Raw genomic sequence first — 19,007 nt, 5'->3', positions numbered from 1 at the left:
GTTTAGAACAGGAAGTAGCGTTGCGCCATCGGCAGCACGGTGGCGGGTTCGCAGGTCAGCAACTGACCATCCGCAATCACCTGGTAGGTTTCCGGATCGACGCTGATTGCCGGACGCCACGCGTTGTGAATCATGTCCGCCTTTGTGATCTTGCGGCAGTTCTTTACGGCAACGATACGCTTGTTCAGGCCATAGCGTTCGCCGACGCCCGCATCGGCTGCCAGCTGCGAAACGAAGGTCAGGGAAGTCCGTCCCAGCGCACCGCCGCGCGTCGCGAACATCTCGCGATAGTGGACCGGCTGCGGCGTCGGAATCGACGCGTTCGGGTCGCCCATCTGCGCCATCGCGATCATGCCGCCCTTCAGAATCAGCGACGGTTTGATGCCGAAAAACGCCGGCTCCCAGAACACCAGATCAGCCCACTTGCCCGGCTCGATCGAGCCGACTTCATGCGAAATACCATGCGTGATGGCCGGGTTGATGGTGTACTTGGCGACGTAGCGTTTCGCGCGGAAATTGTCGTGCCGCGCGTTGTCTTCGGGCAGCGCGCCGCGTTGCACTTTCATCTTGTGCGCGGTCTGCCACGTGCGGATGATGACTTCGCCCACGCGGCCCATCGCCTGCGAATCCGACGACAGCATCGACAACGCGCCGAGGTCGTGCAGGATGTCTTCGGCAGCAATGGTCTCGCGACGAATGCGCGACTCGGCAAAGGCGATATCTTCCGCAATCGACGGGTCCAAATGGTGGCACACCATCAGCATGTCGAGATGCTCTTCGAGCGTGTTGACGGTGTACGGGCGCGTCGGATTGGTCGACGAGGGCAGCACGTTCGCCTCGCCACAGACCTTGATGATGTCCGGAGCGTGGCCGCCACCCGCGCCTTCCGTGTGATATGTGTGGATCGTGCGGCCCTTGAACGCGGCCACCGTCGCTTCGACAAAACCCGCTTCGTTCAGCGTATCCGTGTGGATCGCGACCTGCGTGTCGGTGTCGTCGGCGACGGAAAGACAGTTGTCGATCGCGGCAGGCGTCGTGCCCCAGTCTTCGTGCAGTTTCAAACCGATCGCACCCGCGGCGATCTGTTCCAGAGCCGGCTGCGGCTGGCTCACATTGCCCTTGCCGAGAAAGCCGAGATTCATCGGATAGCCATCGGCGGCTTGCAGCATGCGTTCGAGATGCCACGGACCGGGCGTGCAAGTCGTCGCATTGGTGCCCGTTGCCGGACCCGTGCCGCCGCCGAGCATCGTCGTCACTCCGCTCGCGAGTGCTTCTTCAATCTGCTGTGGGCTGATGAAGTGAATATGCGTATCGATGCCGCCCGCCGTCACGATCAGGCCTTCGCCGGCGATCACTTCGGTGGACGCGCCGATCGCGATCGTCACGTTCGGCTGGATATCGGGGTTGCCCGCTTTGCCGATCGCGGCGATGCGGCCATTCTTGATGCCGATGTCGGCCTTGACGATGCCCCAGTGATCGAGAATCACCGCATTCGTCACGACCGTATCGACCACGTCGGCATGCACGCGTTGCGACTGGCCCATGCCGTCGCGAATCACTTTGCCGCCGCCGAATTTCACTTCTTCACCGTAGGTCGTGAAGTCGCGTTCGACTTCGATCAGCAACTCGGTGTCGGCGAGGCGTACGCGGTCGCCAGTCGTGGGGCCGAACATTTCCGCGTATGCGCGGCGGCCAATGCGTAATGTCATGGTGTGAGTCCGGAAATGAGCAGGGCGGTCAGAGCAGGCGCGCGCGGGTGGCGCGTCACAGCTTACCCATCACCTTGCCGTTGAAGCCGTAGACGATGCGCTCGCCCGCCAGTTCGACCAACTCGACGGTGCGTTCCTGGCCGGGCTCGAAGCGCACGGCGGTGCCGGCTGCAATGTTCAGGCGGAAGCCGCGTGCCGCTTCGCGATCGAAGGAAAGCGCTTCGTTCACTTCATAGAAGTGATAGTGCGAGCCGATCTGCACCGGCCGGTCGCCGGTATTCGACACGACCACCGTGACGGTGGCGCGGCCCGCGTTGAGTTCGTGTTCGCCGTCGTCGATGAGGAGTTCGCCGGGAATCATGGGGCTGCCTTGCGTGATTAGGGGATCGGGTGATGGACGGTAACGAGCTTGGTGCCGTCGGGGAACGTGGCTTCGACCTGGATGTCGGGGATCATTTCCGGCACGCCTTCCATCACATCGGCGCGCGTCAGCAGCGTGGTGCCGTAGTGCATGACCTCCGCGACGGTCTTGCCGTCACGGGCCGCTTCCATCAGCGCGGCGGTGATGAAGGCGATCGCTTCCGGGTAATTCAGTTTGAGGCCGCGGGCGCGGCGCCGTTCGGCGAGCAGCGCGGCGGTGAAGATTAGCAGCTTGTCCTTCTCGCGAGGTGTCAGCTTCATCGAATGTGTGCGTAGGGTTGCGCCGGTCCCGAACTGGGCCGGCTGCGACAATGATAGGCGCTGCGTGCCATGGCCGCGATCGCGTGCTACGCACGGGATGAGTCCATGACGAGTGCAATGCCGGATAAGCCAGCTACGGTATCAAGTCCGGCTAACGATGCGCTTACAGATCGGCCGGCAGCGGCGCGCCGAACCATTTCTTCGACATCGTGTTGAGCGTGCCGTCCTGCTTCGCTTGCGCGATGGCGGCATTCACTTTCTGTTGCAGGCGTCCTTCGTTCTTGTTCATGCCGACAAAGCACGGCGAATTCTTGATGACGAACTTCGGCTCCGGACGACGCGGCGGGTTCTTCGCGAGGATCGCGGCAGCGACGATGTTACCGGCGGCGATCAACTGTACCTGACCCGAGAGGAATGCGGCGATGGTCGCGTTGTTATCTTCGAAGCGCTTGATGGTGGCATTCGGTGCCATTTGCGTGAGAGCGATTTCCTCGAGCGCGCCGCGCGTGGCGCCGACCGTTTTGCCGGTGAGATCGGCGGGACCGGCGACCTTGATGTCGGCGGGGCCGAACACGCCCTGGTAGTACGGCGCATAGGCGGTTGAAAAATCGATGACCTTGTCGCGCTCAGGCGTTTTGCCGAGCGACGAGATCACCAGATCGACCTTACCGGTTTGCAGATAAGGGATGCGGTTTGCGCTGTTGACCGGCACGAGTTCGAGCTTCACGTTCATCGACTTCGCGAGCAGGGCGGCGGTATCGATATCGTAGCCTTGCGGCTTCATATCCGCGCCGACCGAGCCGAACGGCGGATAGTCTTCGGGAACCGCGACTTTCAGCACGCCGGCCTTCGCGATGTTGTCGAGGGTATCTGCGTGGGCGGCGGGCGCATTGATTGCGAGGACGGGTGAGAGCAACAGCGCGGCGAGCCAGGCGCGACGCGCGGGGCGGAGGGTCGATCGGATCATGTTAGGTGAGCGGTGGTGGCGAAAAGCGGTCGGCTGCCGTCAGGACGCAGCAGCATCGTGGGGGATTTTGATGCAAGGTATGTGCCATGCCGGTGCAGTATGGCTGGACGGCGCGGGAGGTAGGGATGCGCACGCTAGCGGGCGTATGTATGCTCCACGTTGGTGCATACTGCGTCTTACGACGGTGAAAGGCAGGCTGCGGTTCTGAAAGTCCACCCAGGCGAACGCGTTGCCCGGACCGGGGCGACTTTGATGAACCGAGATGACAGGAACGGCTAACGCCACACGCGACCGGGCAAGCAGCCACAAGCGTCTTAAGTCGACCAGATGCGGAGCGGCACGGCTTCGACTCCATGCACCACTGGCCTTAACTGAAGCCAGCACTGAGTCAACGCGCGCTGCAGCGTTTCCATCGACCGCGAAACCGCCCGGACGAGCAAAACCCCGTCCGTGACACAAGACGCCGCCGCCCGCAAAGAATCATCAAACGGCAGCTGGGCAGTCAGCGTCTCAGCAAGCGCATCGTCGCAAGCCGCCCCCACAGCCCAAAGCGTCCCATACGCAGGAAACCCGGCAAGCCCTTGCGCGGCATCCCGCAACGAATCTTCCGCGCTAAGGCTCGCACGTTCGAGCCACAGCGCCTCGCCATTTGCCCCGACGATCCGCGACACCGCGCGCAAATGACCGGCCGACCACCGCTCACCAGCCGCCTGCCGCCCAAGCTGCGTCGCATCCCAGCCGATTGCCGTTGCACCCTCGTCAAGCGTCAGCGAAAAATCCAGCATCGCGTTAGCGTGATCGAAAACGATATTGTTCTGCGGCAGCCAGTCGAGCTTCGCCTGAGGGCCCACACGCACCGCGATATTCTGCCGCGCCGCACGGCCATTGGACTTGTACCACTTGGTCGCGCCAGGCGTCGTAACCACAGCATGCGCACTGTCGCCCACTGCAACATCGATGTCGAGATGATCGCCGCCCGCGATCCCACCCGGCGGATGCACGATGACCGCATGACAGATCGCATTGCCTTCGGGGTAAAGCGGCCGTTGGATACGCAACGGCCCATCATGCAGCCGATGCTTGAGCGTGGTCCGTTCACCCTCCTTGACAAAGCCGAGTTCGAGGCGCGCGCGCCATTGCGAGTGCGCAGTATTTTGCGCGGTGGCCAGTGTGGCGTGGTTTTCGTGAAGCGACATACGAATGGAAAGTGTGAATGGACGGGCGGGGCGGCCGCGTTAAAGGACGCGGCAACAGACCCGTTAAGGCGGAGCGCGCCAGCACGCGTTAGGCAACGACTAGCCGCGTTGCCACAGGATGCGGCGAGAATAGCACGCTGTGCTGCTTGCACCCGTCAGACGGCGATCAGTGCACGTACGCCATCCGTATCCATGTTGGCGCCTTCACCGCCCGCGACGATTTCACCGCGGCTCATGACCCAGTATCGATCAGCGATCTCTTTGGCGAAGTCGTAGTACTGTTCGACGAGCAGCACGGTCATGCCCATTTCTTCGACCAGCTGACGCAGCGTTCGACCGATGTCCTGAATGATCGACGGCTGGATGCCCTCGGTGGGTTCGTCGAGGATGAGCAACTGCGGATCGCTCATCAGCGCGCGGCCGATCGCGAGCTGCTGTTGCTGACCGCCGGAGAGGTCGCCGCCGCGGCGGCTGCGCATATCCTTCAGGACTGGGAACAGTTCATAAATTCGGTCCGGGATTTTCTTCGGCGCTTTTTTACTGGCCGCGCCGACCAGCAGATTTTCTTCGACCGTCAGTCGGGGGAAGATGTCGCGGCCTTGGGGAACGTAGGCGAGACCTTTCTCCACGCGCGAGTAAGTCGGCAGCTTGGTAATCGGTGTGCCGCGCCAGGCGATCGAACCGCTTTTGGTCTGGACGACGCCCATCAGGCATCGAAGCAAGGTGGTTTTGCCCACGCCGTTGCGGCCCAGCAATACGGTGAGCTTGCCGTCGGGCACGGTGAGCCTCACGTCGCGGAGGATGTGGCTGCCGCCGTAGTACTGGTTCAGGTTTTCCACTTCTAGCATGTCGGTCGATCCTTGAATTCTGGTGGTTTATCGCGGCCGTAGTCTTATTGCGGCCATTACCGTCCGAGATAAGACTCGATCACCGTCTCGTCCCGTTTCACCTCATCAAGCGTGCCGTGGGCCAGCACCCGCCCTTCGGCCATCACCGTCACCTTGCCCTTTTCACCGGACAGCGCCGCGACAAACTCCATATCGTGTTCAACAACCATCATCGAACACGTCCCACGCAAATGATTAAGCAGCTTGGCCAACTGCATGGTCTCGTCGTCGGTCATGCCGGCCGCCGGCTCATCGAGCAAAAGCAGCGCCGGTTGCTGCATCAGCAACATGCCGATCTCGAGTCGCTGCTTCTGCCCATGCGACAACTCGCCGGCAAGCCGCCGCGCCTCGCTCTCCAAGCCGATCAAGGCCAACGTCTCTTCAATCCGCGCTTGAGCCTCGCGATCCAAACGGGCGCGTAACGAAGCCCACCAGCCCTTGTCGGCCTTCATCGCCAACTCAAGGTTCTCCCACACAGGATGCTGCTCAAAAACGGTAGGCTTCTGAAACTTGCGCCCAATGCCCGCACGGGCAATGGATGGCTCATTCATCCGTGTCAGATCGATCGACTGCCCGAGAAAAACCTTGCCCGAATCGGGCTCGGTTTTCCCGGTGATGACATCCATCATCGTTGTCTTGCCTGCACCGTTCGGGCCGATGATGCAACGCAATTCACCTGCTTCGATCGATAAAGTCAGCGCATTCAGCGCGCGGAACCCGTCGAAACTCACGGTCACGTCTTCAAGGTACAGAATCGTCCCGTGCGAAATATCGATCTCGCCCGGCACCACCGCGTGCCCCATGCTCGCGACGCCGCTCAACGACCGTTCAGCAGGTTCTTCAGGTAATGCAAGATCAGGAACCATCGGGTTTTCGTTCATGAGCGGTTCCTCTTGCGCGTGACCATTTCGATCAGCCCCATGATGCCGTTCGGCAACAACAACGGGACCAGCACGAAAATCAGGCCAAGAAAGAACAGCCAGTACTCAGGGAAGTTCGCCGTAAAAAAGCTCTTCGCGCCATTCACCGCGAACGCGCCGATGATCGGTCCGATCAATGTGCCGCGTCCACCCACCGCAACCCAGATCGCCATCTCGATCGAGTTGCCCGGCGACATCTCGCCCGGGTTGATGATGCCGACCTGCGGCACATACAACGCACCTGCAATTCCGCACAAAATAGCGGAGACGGTCCACACGAACAGCTTGTACGCGAGCGGGCTGTAGCCGAGGAACATCAAGCGCGTTTCGCCGTCACGTACCGCAGTGACGACGCGGCCGAGCTTCGACGTGACAATTGCCCGTGCGCCGATAAAGGCCAGAATCAACACTGCAAATGTGATCAGCAGGAGGGCAGTGCGCGTGCCCGGATGTGTAATCGGAAAGCCGCCGATTCGCTTGAAGTCGGTAAAGCCGTTATTGCCGCCGAACCCCGTTTCGTTGCGATAGAACAGCAGCATGGCGGCAAACGTCATCGCCTGCGTGATGATCGACAGGTACACGCCCTTCACCCGCGAGCGGAACGTGAAGAAGCCGAACACCCACGCGACAACGGCGGGCACCAGCACTACTAGCAGCAGCGCATAACCGAGATGCTGCGTGCCTTGCCAATACCACGGCAGTTGGTGCCAGTCGAGAAACACCATGAAGTCGGGCAGGTCGCTGCCGTATTTGCCTTCGTGGCCGATCGAGCGCATGAGGTACATGCCGATCGCGTAACCGCCCAACGCAAAGAACAACGCATGTCCCAGACTCAGAATGCCGCAATAGCCCCAGACGAGATCGAGTGCCAGCGCGGCGATCGCGTAGCACATGAACTTGCCGGTGATCGTCATCGCATACGCGGACAGATGGAACGCGCTCGTCTCCGGGACCACCAGGGTAGCGAAAGGCACGCCGAGACCGAACACGATGATCAGTGCGATCAGCGCGAGCCACGCGCGGCGCGACAGAAGTGCCGGACGCGGCGGCAGGCCGAGCGCGAAGCCGGATTGCGCTTCGCGTCCGACGTTGGCGCCGCCGCCCGCTGCGCCGACGTGAGCCGATGAGGTAGCAGATGTCATCTCATGCCTCCGCGCTACGGCCCTTGAGGGCGAACATGCCCTGCGGACGCTTCTGGATGAACAACACGATCAGCACGAGCACCGCGATCTTGGCGAGTACCGCGCCCCAGAACGGCTCGATCGCCTTGCTGACCAGCCCGAGACCGAAGCCGCCGATCACCGTGCCGGCGAGTTGGCCGACGCCGCCGAGTACCACGGCCATGAACGAATCGATGATGTAGCTCTGGCCGAGGTCCGGGCCCACATTGCCGATCTGCGACAGCGCACAGCCACCCAGGCCGGCAATGCCCGCGCCGAACGCGAATGCATATGAATCGACGCGCGCGGTCTTCACGCCGACGCACGCCGCCATCCGCCGGTTTTGCGTGACGGCGCGCACGAACAGACCCAGGCGGGTTTTAGTCAGGACAGCCCACGCAATCCCGACGACGATCAGCGAAAACGCCAGAATCGCCAGCCGGTTGTACGGCAGGATCAGATTGGGCAACACGGTCACGCCGCCGCTCATCCATGCGGGGTTGATCACCTGGACGTTCTGCGCGCCGAACAGCATGCGCGTCGCCTGAATCAGGATCAGGCTGACGCCAAAGGTGGTCAGCAGGGTTTCGAGCGGACGGCCATACAAATGCTTCAACACCAGCCGTTCGAGCACAATGCCGACCAGCCCGGCTGCGGCGAACGACGCCGGCACGGCAAGTAGCGGATACCAGTCGAACGCGCCGGGGGCAAAGCGCTGGAACAGGTTCTGCACAACGTAGGCGGCGTAGGCGCCGATCATCAGGAATTCGCCGTGCGCCATGTTGATGACGCCGATCAGCCCATACGTGATCGCGAGACCGAGTGCGGCGAGCAGCAGCACGCTGCCGAGCGACAGGCCGGCGAACAGCGTGCCCGCGATCTGGCTGCGGCGCTGGATCGAATCGAGTTCGTCGATGCCGCTTTGTGCCGCGGCGCGCACGCGGTCGTCCGCTTCGTTGAAGGTGCCGTCCGGCTTCTTCGCGACGAGCGGACGCAGCAGTTCGTTCATGTCGAGATCGTGCCGCGCGGCGACCAGTTGCACCGCTTCGAGACGCTTGACCGGGTCGGCGTCGTGCAACGCGGTCATCGCCCACAGCGTGTCGAGGCGCTTCTTTAGCGCCGGGTCGGTTTCCTTCGCGCGCGCCGCATCGACGAGCGGTTTGATCGACGGATCGGGGTTTTGCAACAGCGCGGTGATGGCGGCGTCGCGCGTGGCGGCGTCGGGCGAATCGAGTTGCACGCCCGAAAGTGCGCCTGCCACTTTCGAGCGGAGTAGGTTGTTCAGGGTGACCGGTTGCGCGTCGCCCGCGGCGACCGTTTTACCGGTGACGGCATCGCGTGCAGTGTCGCCGTCTTGCAGCAGCACCGCGCCGGAGTCGGTGGCGAGCGCGCTGTCCTCGGAGAGGGCTTTGAGGACCGCGAGCGATTCTTTGTCGTGGTTGGCAATCAGTTTGTCGATTGCCGCGGATTTCGCATCGAAGTCGTCGCCGGCGAGCGGGGCGACATCGGCCGGGGTGAGCGCAAAGGCGGCAAGCGGCGCGCTGGCGAGGAGTGCGAGCGCGAGGCCGCCGATGCTGCGTCGTGCGAATTTCGGAAATGAAAACGCCATGATGGCCTTTGAAGAAGAACCGGCGGGGCGGCGCGGCATCGTGCTAAAGAGCCGCTTGCCGCGCCGTCGGATTGCTGCACGCGCAGACCCGCGCCGTGAGTCGGTTGCCGCGAATCCGCTGCCCTGAGTCCGTTCCGACTGACACAGTTGCGGCGAATGCAGCACCTGCCGCAAATTGGTCTGCGAGTCCGACCGTGAAGGCCGAGGCTGACTGACCCAACGCCAACAGGACATGAGCCAGACCTAAGCGCCAGCTTCACGGTCCGGACGGGCAGCGTGTCTCGCGCGTCCATCGAGAGATCACGTCGGATCGTAGCGACGGCTAACCGCACCGTCGTAGCGATCCGTCCTGTCAGGCAACGCGCGAGCGCTTCAGGAATGCCGGAATCGAACTGACCACATCCGGCTTGCTCGAATTGCCGGCGATGAACGGGCTCCACGGCTGCGCGCGAATCGCGGTCTTGGTGCGCCACACCACGTTGAACTGGCCGTCGGCACGTACTTCGCCGATCATCACCGGCTTGTGCAGATGGTGATTGCCGTCCATTTCGAGCGTGAAGCCCGACGGCGCCGCAAAGGTCTGGCCGATCATCGCCACGCGAACCTTGTCGACGTCCGCGCTCTTCGCTTTCTCGACGGCCTGCTTCCACATATGGATGCCGACAAAGGTCGCTTCCATCGGGTCATTGGTCACGCGCTTGGTGCCACCCGGCAGGTTGTTGTCCTTGACCCATGCGGCCCATTGCTTCTTGAACTTCTCGTTGGTCGGGTTGCGCAGCGACATGAAGTAGTTCCATGCCGCGAGATTGCCGACCAGCGGCTTCGTATCGATGCCGCGCAGTTCTTCTTCGCCGACCGAGAACGCGACGACCGGCACATCGGACGCCTTCAGCCCCTGGTTGCCGAGTTCCTTGTAGAACGGCACGTTCGAATCGCCGTTGACGGTCGAGATCACCGCCGTCTTGCCGCCCTGCGAGAAGGTCTTGATGTTCGCGACGATGGTCTGATAGTCGCTGTGGCCGAACGGCGTGTAGACCTCCTGGATATCGACTTCCTGCACGCCTTTCGACTTGAGGAACGCGCGCAGGATCTTGTTGGTCGTGCGGGGGTACACATAGTCGGTGCCCAGCAGGAAGAAGCGCTTGGCGCCGCCGCCTTCCGTGCTCATCAGGTATTCGGTTGCCGGGATCGCTTGCTGATTCGGCGCGGCGCCGGTGTAGAACACGTTGCGCGACATTTCTTCGCCTTCGTACTGCACCGGGTAGAACAGCAGGCCGTTCAGTTCTTCGAACACCGGCAGCACCGACTTGCGCGACACCGAGGTCCAGCAGCCGAACACGACGGCGCACTTTTCCTGGGTGATCAGCTGGCGCGCTTTTTCGGCGAACAGCGGCCAGTTCGACGCCGGGTCCACGACCACGGGCTGCAGTTGGCGGCCCAAGACGCCGCCGTTCTTGTTGATGTCCGCGATGGTCATCAGCGCGGTGTCTTTGAGCGATGTCTCCGAGATCGCCATCGTGCCGGACAAGGAATGTAGAACGCCTACTTTGATCGGACCGCTGTCCGATTGCGCCTGAGCAAACGGAATCTTGCTGGCCAGCGCCAATGCGCCCGACATCGAACCAAATTTCAATAGACTGCGACGTTTCATGTGCATCCCCTTGCCATTGATGGTGAGTGTTTATGGGCGTCGATTTCCGCCAGCAGGGCTTATCCCGCATGGCATGCCACTTGTGTACTGCAAGGCACATGCCATGCAGTAATTTCGACTTGGAATCCGCGTATTGCGTGCTGCGACGCGGTGATGCGCCACATCGGTTATGCGTAACGCGGCGCAAAATTGGTGCAGGAGCGGGGTGTGCGCCTCGTTCAGGTGCGCGCCGCGCTGCAGCGAAGCGTGTCTATCGGCCAGCGGGCGTCGGCGGTGCATGAGCGCCGCCCCTTTGTGCATGCGGCGCGCTCTGCCTGCACTGGAAGGCCACCCACGCGAGGAGGCGCGATATGAGCGAGCGCGCCAGCGTCAACGCACCCGATATGTCCGCATATGTCCGTGTTCTGGATGCCCTTTGCGGCGAACCGTCAGTTCAAGAGCGCGCCTCGTCTGTTGGCGAGCGCGCAGGGGGATGTACTACACATCAGACGATGGTCGGCGCATTCTCGACGGCACTGCCGGGCTGTGGTTTCACGATTCGATTGTGAATGGGGCGCCGGGTGGGATTGAACTGTTTCATGGGCGTACGGACACCGCGATTGCGGCGGCTGCGGCTTGCGCGACGATTGATCTTTACGAGCGCGAACAACTGTTTGAACGCGCTGCGCGGATGGCGCCGATCTTCGAGAATGCGATCCATAAGCTGCGCGGCGAGCGGCATGTGATTGATGTGCGCAATCTTGGGCTGGTGGGGGGGGATTGGCGCCGCGTGCCGGAGCGCCTAGTGCGCGTGCTCATGATGTGTTTGTGCGGTGTTTTGAGAAGGGCGTGTTGACGCGCTATACCGGCGATATTCTGGCGTTCTCGCCGCCGTTGATTATTGAAGAGGCGCAGATCGATGAGGTCTTTAAGACGGTGGCTGAGGTTTGAAGGAGACGGATTCGGGGCGGCACGGTGTTTTTTGACGGCAAGACGGTTTGCAAGGTAAGGTGTTGGCGCCATGAGGCACCGACACCTTGTTTGATTCACGTTCGTGCGATGGGTCTTTTGGGCGGTCCAAATGTCAACCTTGACCACCGCATCACGGCCCGCCATGCCGAGAAGCCGCTTGCGGAAGGGCAAGCGGCGGCGCGTGACCACAAGACGGCCGAAACGTCTGTACCGGTGAAACAACGTTCTACAACGTTGACACACTAGCCCCCAGCGGCAACGAAACCGCAAAACGGACAAGAGAAGGCGCGAGGAATCGCGCCTTTTTTTGTTGCGTCTCCCGTTCGCATAGTCAGACTCCATGCGAGGAAATTTCCTGATTGTGATCGGATGAGGCTGATTGTTCCTTTGGACACCTCTGTTTAGGCTCATAACCATTACGGATCGTTACGAATATTTCAATTGCACAACCTTTGCAGAAATACGCAAAAGATCTGAGAAAGAGATGCCTTTTCAAGGAATCGCAGCGCGTGACGCAGCAGAGGGCGCTCGAAAAATAATCTCACTCAGGAATAAGAATTATGCGGACTATGAGACATAAAACAATGAAGGGACTGCGATCCGAAAATGGTCCGCTTCGCGTTACTGGCGCAACAGAAAAGCGACGCGGCGTTGTAGCGGGTCTTGCCGGCGTTTTCCTTTCTCTCGCACTTGGCGCGTGCGGCGGAAGTGGCGGCGGCGACACAACCGCACAGACAACGCAGGAATCGAAGGAGCCGCAAACGCTCGAACAAACAGCATCACTAGCGGCGGCGAACCCGACAACCCCGTTGGCGCTTTCCCTGAAGATGAACACCAGCAGCTTGGGACCGGATGCCTCTGTTGATCGTTTCATCATCAAGTACAAGGACGGCACCACTGAAAGCGGCTCAACAACGGCGGTGCAGTCAAGACTCGACCGGCTTGCGGGTTCCGTCCCCTCGAAGGCACACTATTTGCGGCGCATGGGTCGTGGCTCAGACGTCGTCACTACGGATCGCAAACTAAAAGGGGTTGAAGCGAAGGCATTCATGCGAGCGATCGCTTCGGACCCCAACGTTGAGTTCGTTGAACCAGACACCGTGATGACCATAGGGTCATCGCCCAATGATCCCCTATATAGCAAACAATGGTCTCTGAGTTCGAATCAGACGCCGGGAACAACCACGGCGGGGATACGCGCGGAAGGTGCATGGGACATAGCGAACGGCGCAGGGGTGGTGATAGGTGTCGTGGATAGCGGTATTACAAGCCACAGCGATTTGAACCCGAACGTTCTGCCGGGCTACGAATTCACCAGTGGCACGTATGGAAATCGAGGAGGCGACGGCACGCAGCCGGCCAATAAGCCTGGAGAGAACTGCAATGTAATGTGGCATGGAACACACGTCGCGGGCATCATGGCCGCAGGGACAAACAACGGTATCGGTATTGCCGGAATTGCGCCCGCCGCCAAGGTGGTGTCTGTACGGACGGTCAGAAACTGCAATGGCGGTTATATGTCCGATATGGCGGACGGTATTACATGGGCTGCGGGCGGAACTGTGTCGGACGCACCTGTCAATCCGAACCCTGCGAAGGTGATAAACATAAGCCTTTATGCATATGGAGCCTGCCAAACATCGCTTCAAAACGCCATCGACTATGCAACCGGTAAAGGGTCCGTTGTTGTCGTAATCGCCGGAAACTATTCAACCGATGCGGCGAAGGTTCAACCCGCTAACTGTCATAACGTTATTACGGTCGGAGCCATCAACTCCGACTCGACAAAATGGGTGAGTTCAGACTTCGGCCCGACTGTTGATATCGCGGCACCGGGCAATAACATTTGGTCCACCTATAACGATGGGAAGACAGCGCCTGGTACCGAAGGCTACGGTCTGTTGAGTGGTACATCGCAGGCCGCGCCGATGGTCAGCGGCGTGGCTGCACTGGTGCAATCCATCGCCCCTGCGCCGCTGACCGTTGCGGAAATGCGGACGCTTATACAGCAAACCGCCCAGCCATTTACACCCCAAAAACCGGATCAGCCGATTGGTACGGGCATTGTCGATGCGACTGCGGCGGTAAAGGCTGTGAAGTCTGGAAAAATACCGGCGGCGGCGGACTTCACGTGCACGCAAAGCCCGAACCTTATGCAATTGATCTGCAAAGACCTTTCTACAGCACGGGGCGGCGTCCCGATCCGGTCATGGAACTGGAATTTCGGCGACGGAAAGGCTGCCACGGTCGTTTCGCGTTCCACCAATCCGGTCGTGGATTATGACTATCCTGGCATGTACCAGATTACGTTAACCACAACCGACGAGAATGGGGCAGTCAGCACTACGTCACTCCCTGTTAGCGTCGCCGCACTTTCAATCACCGATATTACCGACGATGACTAGGGAGTAAGGTTCCCGCTGGTTAAGGATGAGGTGCTGTATTTTTCGATCACTATTCCACCTAGTCAGGTGAGAAGTCTCCACTATGCACTTCCTGGATCGACTGCAACTTTTACCCTCAGGTCGGGGTCATCAAAAGATGTCGTAATGCTGGAAACCAGAGGCGATACGGCATTAATGGTTTCACCTGATTGTTCTTCCACACTGTCGGATGGAATGCCCGCTGCCTGTTCGGGGCGCAGCACCAGCTATGGGAGAACCTTTTACGCTAGGGTAACAGCCAAGACAGCGGTAGGCGACGCAAAAATCGAGCGATTTTTTGTTAGCGACGTAAACCCTTCCTGTAGGTTGAAATCGCTCGATGCTACAGTTACATGCTTGGGGGATGTTTGTAGTTGTCCACAGTAACGTTGGACTCCTGCATTGAGTACGCCGATGCAGGGGTAGAAGCGAAAGGATAAGAATGATTTCAGAGGTCAGGCTAATGGTGCCACCGCCTCCGCTGACGCGACGATTGAATGCGCTACACCTGCTACCGGTACAACCGGTTAGGTTCTGCGGGTGGGCGGGACTTACTACGTGATGGTATCCAGCAAGACAAAACTCGATGGCGCTTCTGTCTTAGCCAAGACTGCCAACTTTTGATCTGGAAGATTGGGACAAATGTGGGCAATGGAGGCGTTGCCGGATTGAGGGAGACGAATTGATGCGCAGAGGTGTGCCGTGACACGAGCGCATGGCGCGTGCTGTCACATAAGGCTGGCGCCTCGCGGCGCCGGCCTTATGTGTCACGCGCGTACGGCTGTTGAGGTTAGAAGGCGACGAACGGCCCGGTTTGCGTACCGATCTTCGCGCCTTCCAGCACGGTATACACATTGCGGCCGAAGAAGAACGGCAGACCCCACATGAAACCTCCGGAAAGTTTCGCGCCGAGGCTATCGTAGGCAGCGTTCAGGTTCGCCCGCAAGCTGAGCCCATTGCCGACCGAGAACGGCACCGTGACGGGTGTGCCGACTCCGCTAGTGGCCTTCAAGACGGCAGACAGGCTAAGGGAGGGCGATGGTGTGTACCAGACGCCCGTGTAGGGAATTGTGCTATCCGGAAAGTAATAGACATTCGTGCCACTGTCGATCACGCCGGTGAGCGTACTGCCCTTGTACACGGTCGTGAAGAAGCCGTTCTGATCCACCGGCACGATACTCGCCGTCGATGATAGCGCATTGTTCTGCCGCGTTCCGACGCCGAACACGAGTTCACCGGTGGCCGTCGCCTGACCGTCTGCGGGTAACGCCGGCAAACGGATGATGGTCCCGTTGTTGTCGGAGGTAAAGTCGGCGACAGGATTCATGACTTGCGTGTCCAGCGGTACGCGTGTGCCCGTGCACGAGGCCGTGGAGGGGCAGTAGTAGTAGGTCGCCGACAATACTTGTTGCGCTGCAAGCGGATAGTCGCGCGCCGTATGGCCGATGCCGATTACGCCGTTGGCGCCAAGCGCGGCCGCCGTATTGAGGTCGACCATGCCACGGGAATTGCACTCCGTCGGCATGGTGTATGCGCCATCGCCGATCACTTGGACCGGCAGATTGCCCGCCGTTTTGCCTCCGATCGTCACGTCGGCGCGTTTGACCGAGCCCCACGTATAGCCGCCCATGAAAGTCGCGCATTGGGCAACCGGAGCGCCTCCGGTCGGATCGTTCGAAGCCCCGGTCTGCGCCGGCAAGCGGGAAGCGAGCGTCGAACCCAACGCGCTGGCCATCACGCGCACACCGACCGAACCTGTGTCGAGCAGCATGTGATCGACGGTGGCGCATTGGGTGTCGCCCTGCGAGCCAGGGATGCATATGGTTGCGCTCACGTAGAGCATGTTGGTCTCGCCCATCGTCCGATCAACGACGATCGGCACAGTGTTCACGTCGGCGACTGGCGTCGGCGTCGGAGTCGGCGTTGGTGTCGGAGTCGGAGTCGGAGTCGGCGTGGGAGTCGGCGTCGGCGTCGGAGTGGGAGTCGGAGTGGGCGTCGGGCTTGGAGTCGGCGTTGGAGTAGGGACGCCACCAGCCGCGCCCGCATCTGGGCTTGGACTCGGAGCAGGGCTCGGGCTCGGAGTGGGACTCGGAGTCGGCGTGGGTGTCGGCGTCGGAGTTGGAGTCGGAGTTGCCGGTTTGTCGTTATCCTGGGTCGCGTTCGAACTACCGTCGTCGCCGCCACCACCGCCGCAGGCTGAAAGGGCCAAGCTCGCCGTCAGCAGCGCGAAGCAAAGTTTCTTATTGAGTGTCTTCATGTTTCTTTCTTCCGTGAAATCGATGTGCCGCGTTACTGCAGATCGTCAGCACGGACATTGGCGGGTACGAGGCGCGGCAGGACTGCCTTACCAAAGAAGTTGCCCGCCCGGCCGGCCGACTCGATCTGAAAGTCGCCGTTGCGCTCGATCAATGGACCGGTGCCGCGCACGCGCGCTGTACCGGCGGAGACCGCGTTCGGGAAGTAGCTGCCGAGTAGTGTGACCATGTCAGGGCGCACCGGCCCTTGCCAGGTGACGGCAAACACGACGTTGGTTGGCAAGACGTATTCGCGAATCCTGACACCGTCAGTGTCACGCGACTCACGCACGGTGTAAGCCGCGGTAGAGGAAGAGGAATTGAGGGCTGCCGCGCGAAGCAACGTCTGCGGGGCCGAACCCGTACTCGGTGCACCACCCAACGCTGCATACGACGCGAGCGGCAACAGTGCCGTGGCGGCCAGCACGATCTTTACAAATCTCATCACATTGCTCCAAAAAACAGGTCGGAGCATGTTGCCTGCAGGCTATTAATGAGAGTGCCGGAAAAGTCTCAATGAGATGTCGGAAACGACGTCAGGAGACAGCGCTGGAAAGCCCCGCCTCCTGCATCAAAAACATCCATTCCGTCAGAACGCGACAAACGGTCCGCTCTGTGTGCCTATCGTGCCGTTGCCTACGGTCGTGTACACGCTGCGTCCGTAGAAGAATGGCAGACCCCACATGAACATTTTCGAACTGGACTGATACCAGCCGACGTTGTCGTAGGCGGCATACCCGTTCGTCGACATGCGGACGACACTGTCGATCGTGAACGGCACATTGACAGGCGTTCCGTTGCCGTTGGTGGCCTCCATCGTGGCTGCCAGGTTCAGCGCGGTTAGCGGCGTGTACCAGCCCGACGTAGTGGGAATCGAATCGTCCTGGAACGCGAACCCGTTGGTACCACTGTCGATTGCGCTCCAGGTGAACGCCTGACCTTGATACTGAGTCGTAAATTCGCCGTATTCATCCAACGCCAGAACGTTCACATTCGACGGTAACGCGTTATTCGATTGCGTGCCGATACCGAAGATCAGTTCGCCTGTGACGCTCGCCTGGCCTCCCGCTGGCAGCTTGGGCAGGCGGATGATCGTGCCGTTGTTATCGCTCGAGAAGGCGGCGACGGGGTTTATCACCTCCTTGCTGACCGTCATGCGTGTGTTGAAGCAAGCGTTTGCGCCCGTGCAATAGTAGTAATTCCCCGGCAGCGCGGTGGTCAGCGCGTCTTTCGAATCCTGGGTGCCGTAGCCGATGCCGAGAATACCGTTGGCGCCGAGTTTCTCGACGGTACTGAGGTCCGGGCCGCCGTGCGCGACGCAGTCCGACGGGATGGCGTACGCGCCGTCGCCGACCAACTGGATGGGGATGTTGCTTGCCGTGCGGCTGCCGATCTTGACATCGGCGCGTTTCACCGAACCCCAGGTCGTACCGGAACCGAACGGCATGCATTCGGCGATCGGCGCGGCGCCGCTTGCGTCGTCGACGGCGCCGACTTGCGTCAGCAACTGGGACCCGAGTGTCGGCAATGCGCTGGCCATGATGCGTACGCCGACCGAGCCCGTATCCACCAACATGCGGTCGACGGTCGTGCACTGACTCGCGCCTTGCGTACCGGGAACGCATACCGTGATCGTTGCGGAAAGCATGTTGAGGCTGCCCATCGAGTTGTTGACATAAATTGGCACCGTGTTGCTGCCATTGCTGGATGTATTGCCCGAATTGCCTGAACTGCCCGAGCCATCCGGTTTCGTGATCCAGTCGGGATCGGCGGACCAGGCGATCGAGCCGTTGTTGTTGCTGCTGTTTCCATCACTTCCGCCGCCACACGCTGCCAGTGTCGGGCCAAGCGCGACCAGCGCGACCCAGAGTGTCTTATTGATTGTCGTCATCTTGTTGTTTTCCGCGAAATCGATACGCCGTATTACTTCAGATCGCCCGGACGGACGTTGGCCGGCATCAGGCGCGGCAGATACGCCACGCCGAAGAAATGTCCCAAGCGGCCGGCTGATTCGATGCGGAAGTCACCGTTGCTTTCGATCAGCGGACCGGTGCCGCGCGCACGGCTTTCGCCGGCGCTGACGTAGTTGGGGAAATAGCTGCCGAGAAGCGCCGTCATATCCGGCCGTATCGGTCCTTCCCAAGTGACAGCGAACACGACATTGCTGGGCAGCACGTATTCGCGGATCGTGACGCCGTTAGCGTTACGCGACTCGCGCACCGAGTAGGCCGCCGTGGAGGTTGTGCTGGCCGCGCCCGTATTTGAAGCGGCGGCAGACTGCGGTGTAGCACGCAGCATCGTCGGCGAGGAAGACGTACCGGTACTCGGCGCGCCGCCCAACGTAGCATGCGAGGCGAGCGGCAGCAGTGTTGCGGCCAGCATCGCGATCTTTAGAAGTCTCATCACACTGCTCCCCAAAAATAGTCGGAGCATGGTGCCCGCGCGATGATCAGGAAACCGTACGAAATTTCTGCAGCGACGACGGGAAAGATCGCAATGAAAGGAAGGTGTCAGGGATGTCGCAAACCGTCCCGCGCTGAGAAGGCGCGAATGACAACG

General features: G+C 60.7%; 16 protein-coding genes and 1 pseudogene. 3 read left to right on the top strand and 14 right to left on the bottom strand.

Annotated features, from left to right (window positions below):
* Positions 1-2 precede the first annotated feature (2 nt).
* From ureC to urtB, 9 genes are all read right to left on the bottom strand, one after another.
* The gene (gene ureC / locus HHL24_RS30160) at positions 3-1,709 is read right to left on the bottom strand and encodes an urease subunit alpha (protein WP_093636312.1); all 1,707 of its coding nucleotides are present in this window, start codon (positions 1,707-1,709) and stop codon (positions 3-5) included.
* Positions 1,710-1,764: 55 nt separating this feature from the next.
* Positions 1,765-2,070, bottom strand: coding sequence for an urease subunit beta (locus HHL24_RS30155; RefSeq protein WP_120346296.1), 306 nt, complete (start codon positions 2,068-2,070; stop codon positions 1,765-1,767).
* Positions 2,071-2,087: 17 nt separating this feature from the next.
* On the bottom strand, positions 2,088-2,390 hold the full coding sequence (ureA, locus tag HHL24_RS30150; RefSeq protein ID WP_054041799.1) for an urease subunit gamma: 303 nt from the start codon (positions 2,388-2,390) through the stop codon (positions 2,088-2,090).
* Between the two features lie 163 nt (positions 2,391-2,553).
* The gene (locus HHL24_RS30145) at positions 2,554-3,357 is read right to left on the bottom strand and encodes a transporter substrate-binding domain-containing protein (RefSeq protein WP_169488992.1); all 804 of its coding nucleotides are present in this window, start codon (positions 3,355-3,357) and stop codon (positions 2,554-2,556) included.
* A gap of 314 nt (positions 3,358-3,671) precedes the next feature.
* Positions 3,672-4,553: an urease accessory protein UreD gene (locus HHL24_RS30140; protein ID WP_169488991.1), complete on the bottom strand. Its 882-nt coding sequence runs from the start codon at positions 4,551-4,553 to the stop codon at positions 3,672-3,674.
* 155 nt (positions 4,554-4,708) lie between these two features.
* Positions 4,709-5,401, bottom strand: coding sequence for an urea ABC transporter ATP-binding subunit UrtE (urtE, locus tag HHL24_RS30135; RefSeq protein ID WP_169488990.1), 693 nt, complete (start codon positions 5,399-5,401; stop codon positions 4,709-4,711).
* Positions 5,402-5,457: 56 nt separating this feature from the next.
* On the bottom strand, positions 5,458-6,321 hold the full coding sequence (urtD, locus tag HHL24_RS30130) for an urea ABC transporter ATP-binding protein UrtD (RefSeq protein ID WP_169488989.1): 864 nt from the start codon (positions 6,319-6,321) through the stop codon (positions 5,458-5,460).
* On the bottom strand, positions 6,318-7,502 hold the full coding sequence (gene urtC, locus HHL24_RS30125; protein ID WP_169488988.1) for an urea ABC transporter permease subunit UrtC: 1,185 nt from the start codon (positions 7,500-7,502) through the stop codon (positions 6,318-6,320). Before urtC ends, urtD begins: the two co-directional genes overlap by 4 nt.
* A 1-nt stretch (position 7,503) precedes the next feature.
* Entirely contained in the window at positions 7,504-9,129 is a 1,626-nt protein-coding gene (gene urtB, locus HHL24_RS30120; protein WP_169488987.1) for an urea ABC transporter permease subunit UrtB, read from the bottom strand.
* Between urtB and HHL24_RS44655 the strand changes: the two genes are divergently transcribed.
* Entirely contained in the window at positions 9,128-9,256 is a 129-nt protein-coding gene (locus HHL24_RS44655; protein WP_268966750.1) for a hypothetical protein, read from the top strand. The two genes, urtB and HHL24_RS44655, sit on opposite strands and share 2 nt — an antisense overlap.
* A 225-nt stretch (positions 9,257-9,481) precedes the next feature.
* On the opposite strand, the gene urtA is transcribed toward HHL24_RS44655, so the two are convergent.
* A complete protein-coding gene (urtA, locus tag HHL24_RS30115; RefSeq protein ID WP_169488986.1) occupies positions 9,482-10,780 on the bottom strand; it encodes an urea ABC transporter substrate-binding protein in 1,299 nt (432 codons plus the stop codon).
* A gap of 532 nt (positions 10,781-11,312) precedes the next feature.
* Between urtA and HHL24_RS30110 the strand changes: the two are divergent.
* Both HHL24_RS30110 and HHL24_RS30105 read left to right on the top strand, forming a co-directional pair.
* Positions 11,313-11,745: pseudogene (locus HHL24_RS30110) on the top strand (aminotransferase class III-fold pyridoxal phosphate-dependent enzyme); the annotation flags it as partial.
* A gap of 570 nt (positions 11,746-12,315) precedes the next feature.
* Positions 12,316-14,136, top strand: a complete 1,821-nt coding sequence (locus HHL24_RS30105) for a S8 family serine peptidase (RefSeq protein ID WP_169488985.1) — start codon at positions 12,316-12,318, stop codon at positions 14,134-14,136.
* A gap of 808 nt (positions 14,137-14,944) precedes the next feature.
* On the opposite strand, the gene HHL24_RS30100 is transcribed toward HHL24_RS30105, so the two are convergent.
* The 4 genes from HHL24_RS30100 to HHL24_RS30085 form a co-directional block, all read right to left on the bottom strand.
* Positions 14,945-16,045, bottom strand: a complete 1,101-nt coding sequence (locus HHL24_RS30100; protein WP_329606767.1) for a DUF3443 domain-containing protein — start codon at positions 16,043-16,045, stop codon at positions 14,945-14,947.
* 398 nt (positions 16,046-16,443) lie between these two features.
* Positions 16,444-16,893, bottom strand: coding sequence for a DUF2844 domain-containing protein (locus HHL24_RS30095; protein ID WP_169488983.1), 450 nt, complete (start codon positions 16,891-16,893; stop codon positions 16,444-16,446).
* Between the two features lie 144 nt (positions 16,894-17,037).
* Positions 17,038-18,339 (bottom strand): DUF3443 domain-containing protein, encoded by a 1,302-nt coding sequence (locus HHL24_RS30090; RefSeq protein WP_169488982.1) that lies wholly within the window; start codon positions 18,337-18,339, stop codon positions 17,038-17,040.
* A 32-nt stretch (positions 18,340-18,371) separates the two neighbouring features.
* Positions 18,372-18,851, bottom strand: coding sequence for a DUF2844 domain-containing protein (locus tag HHL24_RS30085; RefSeq protein ID WP_169488981.1), 480 nt, complete (start codon positions 18,849-18,851; stop codon positions 18,372-18,374).
* Positions 18,852-19,007: the final 156 nt, after the last annotated feature.

Origin of the sequence: Paraburkholderia polaris, from assembly GCF_012927345.1 — a bacterium.
Lineage (GTDB): Bacteria > Pseudomonadota > Gammaproteobacteria > Burkholderiales > Burkholderiaceae > Paraburkholderia > Paraburkholderia polaris.
This window is presented reverse-complemented; position numbering and strand designations above follow the sequence as displayed.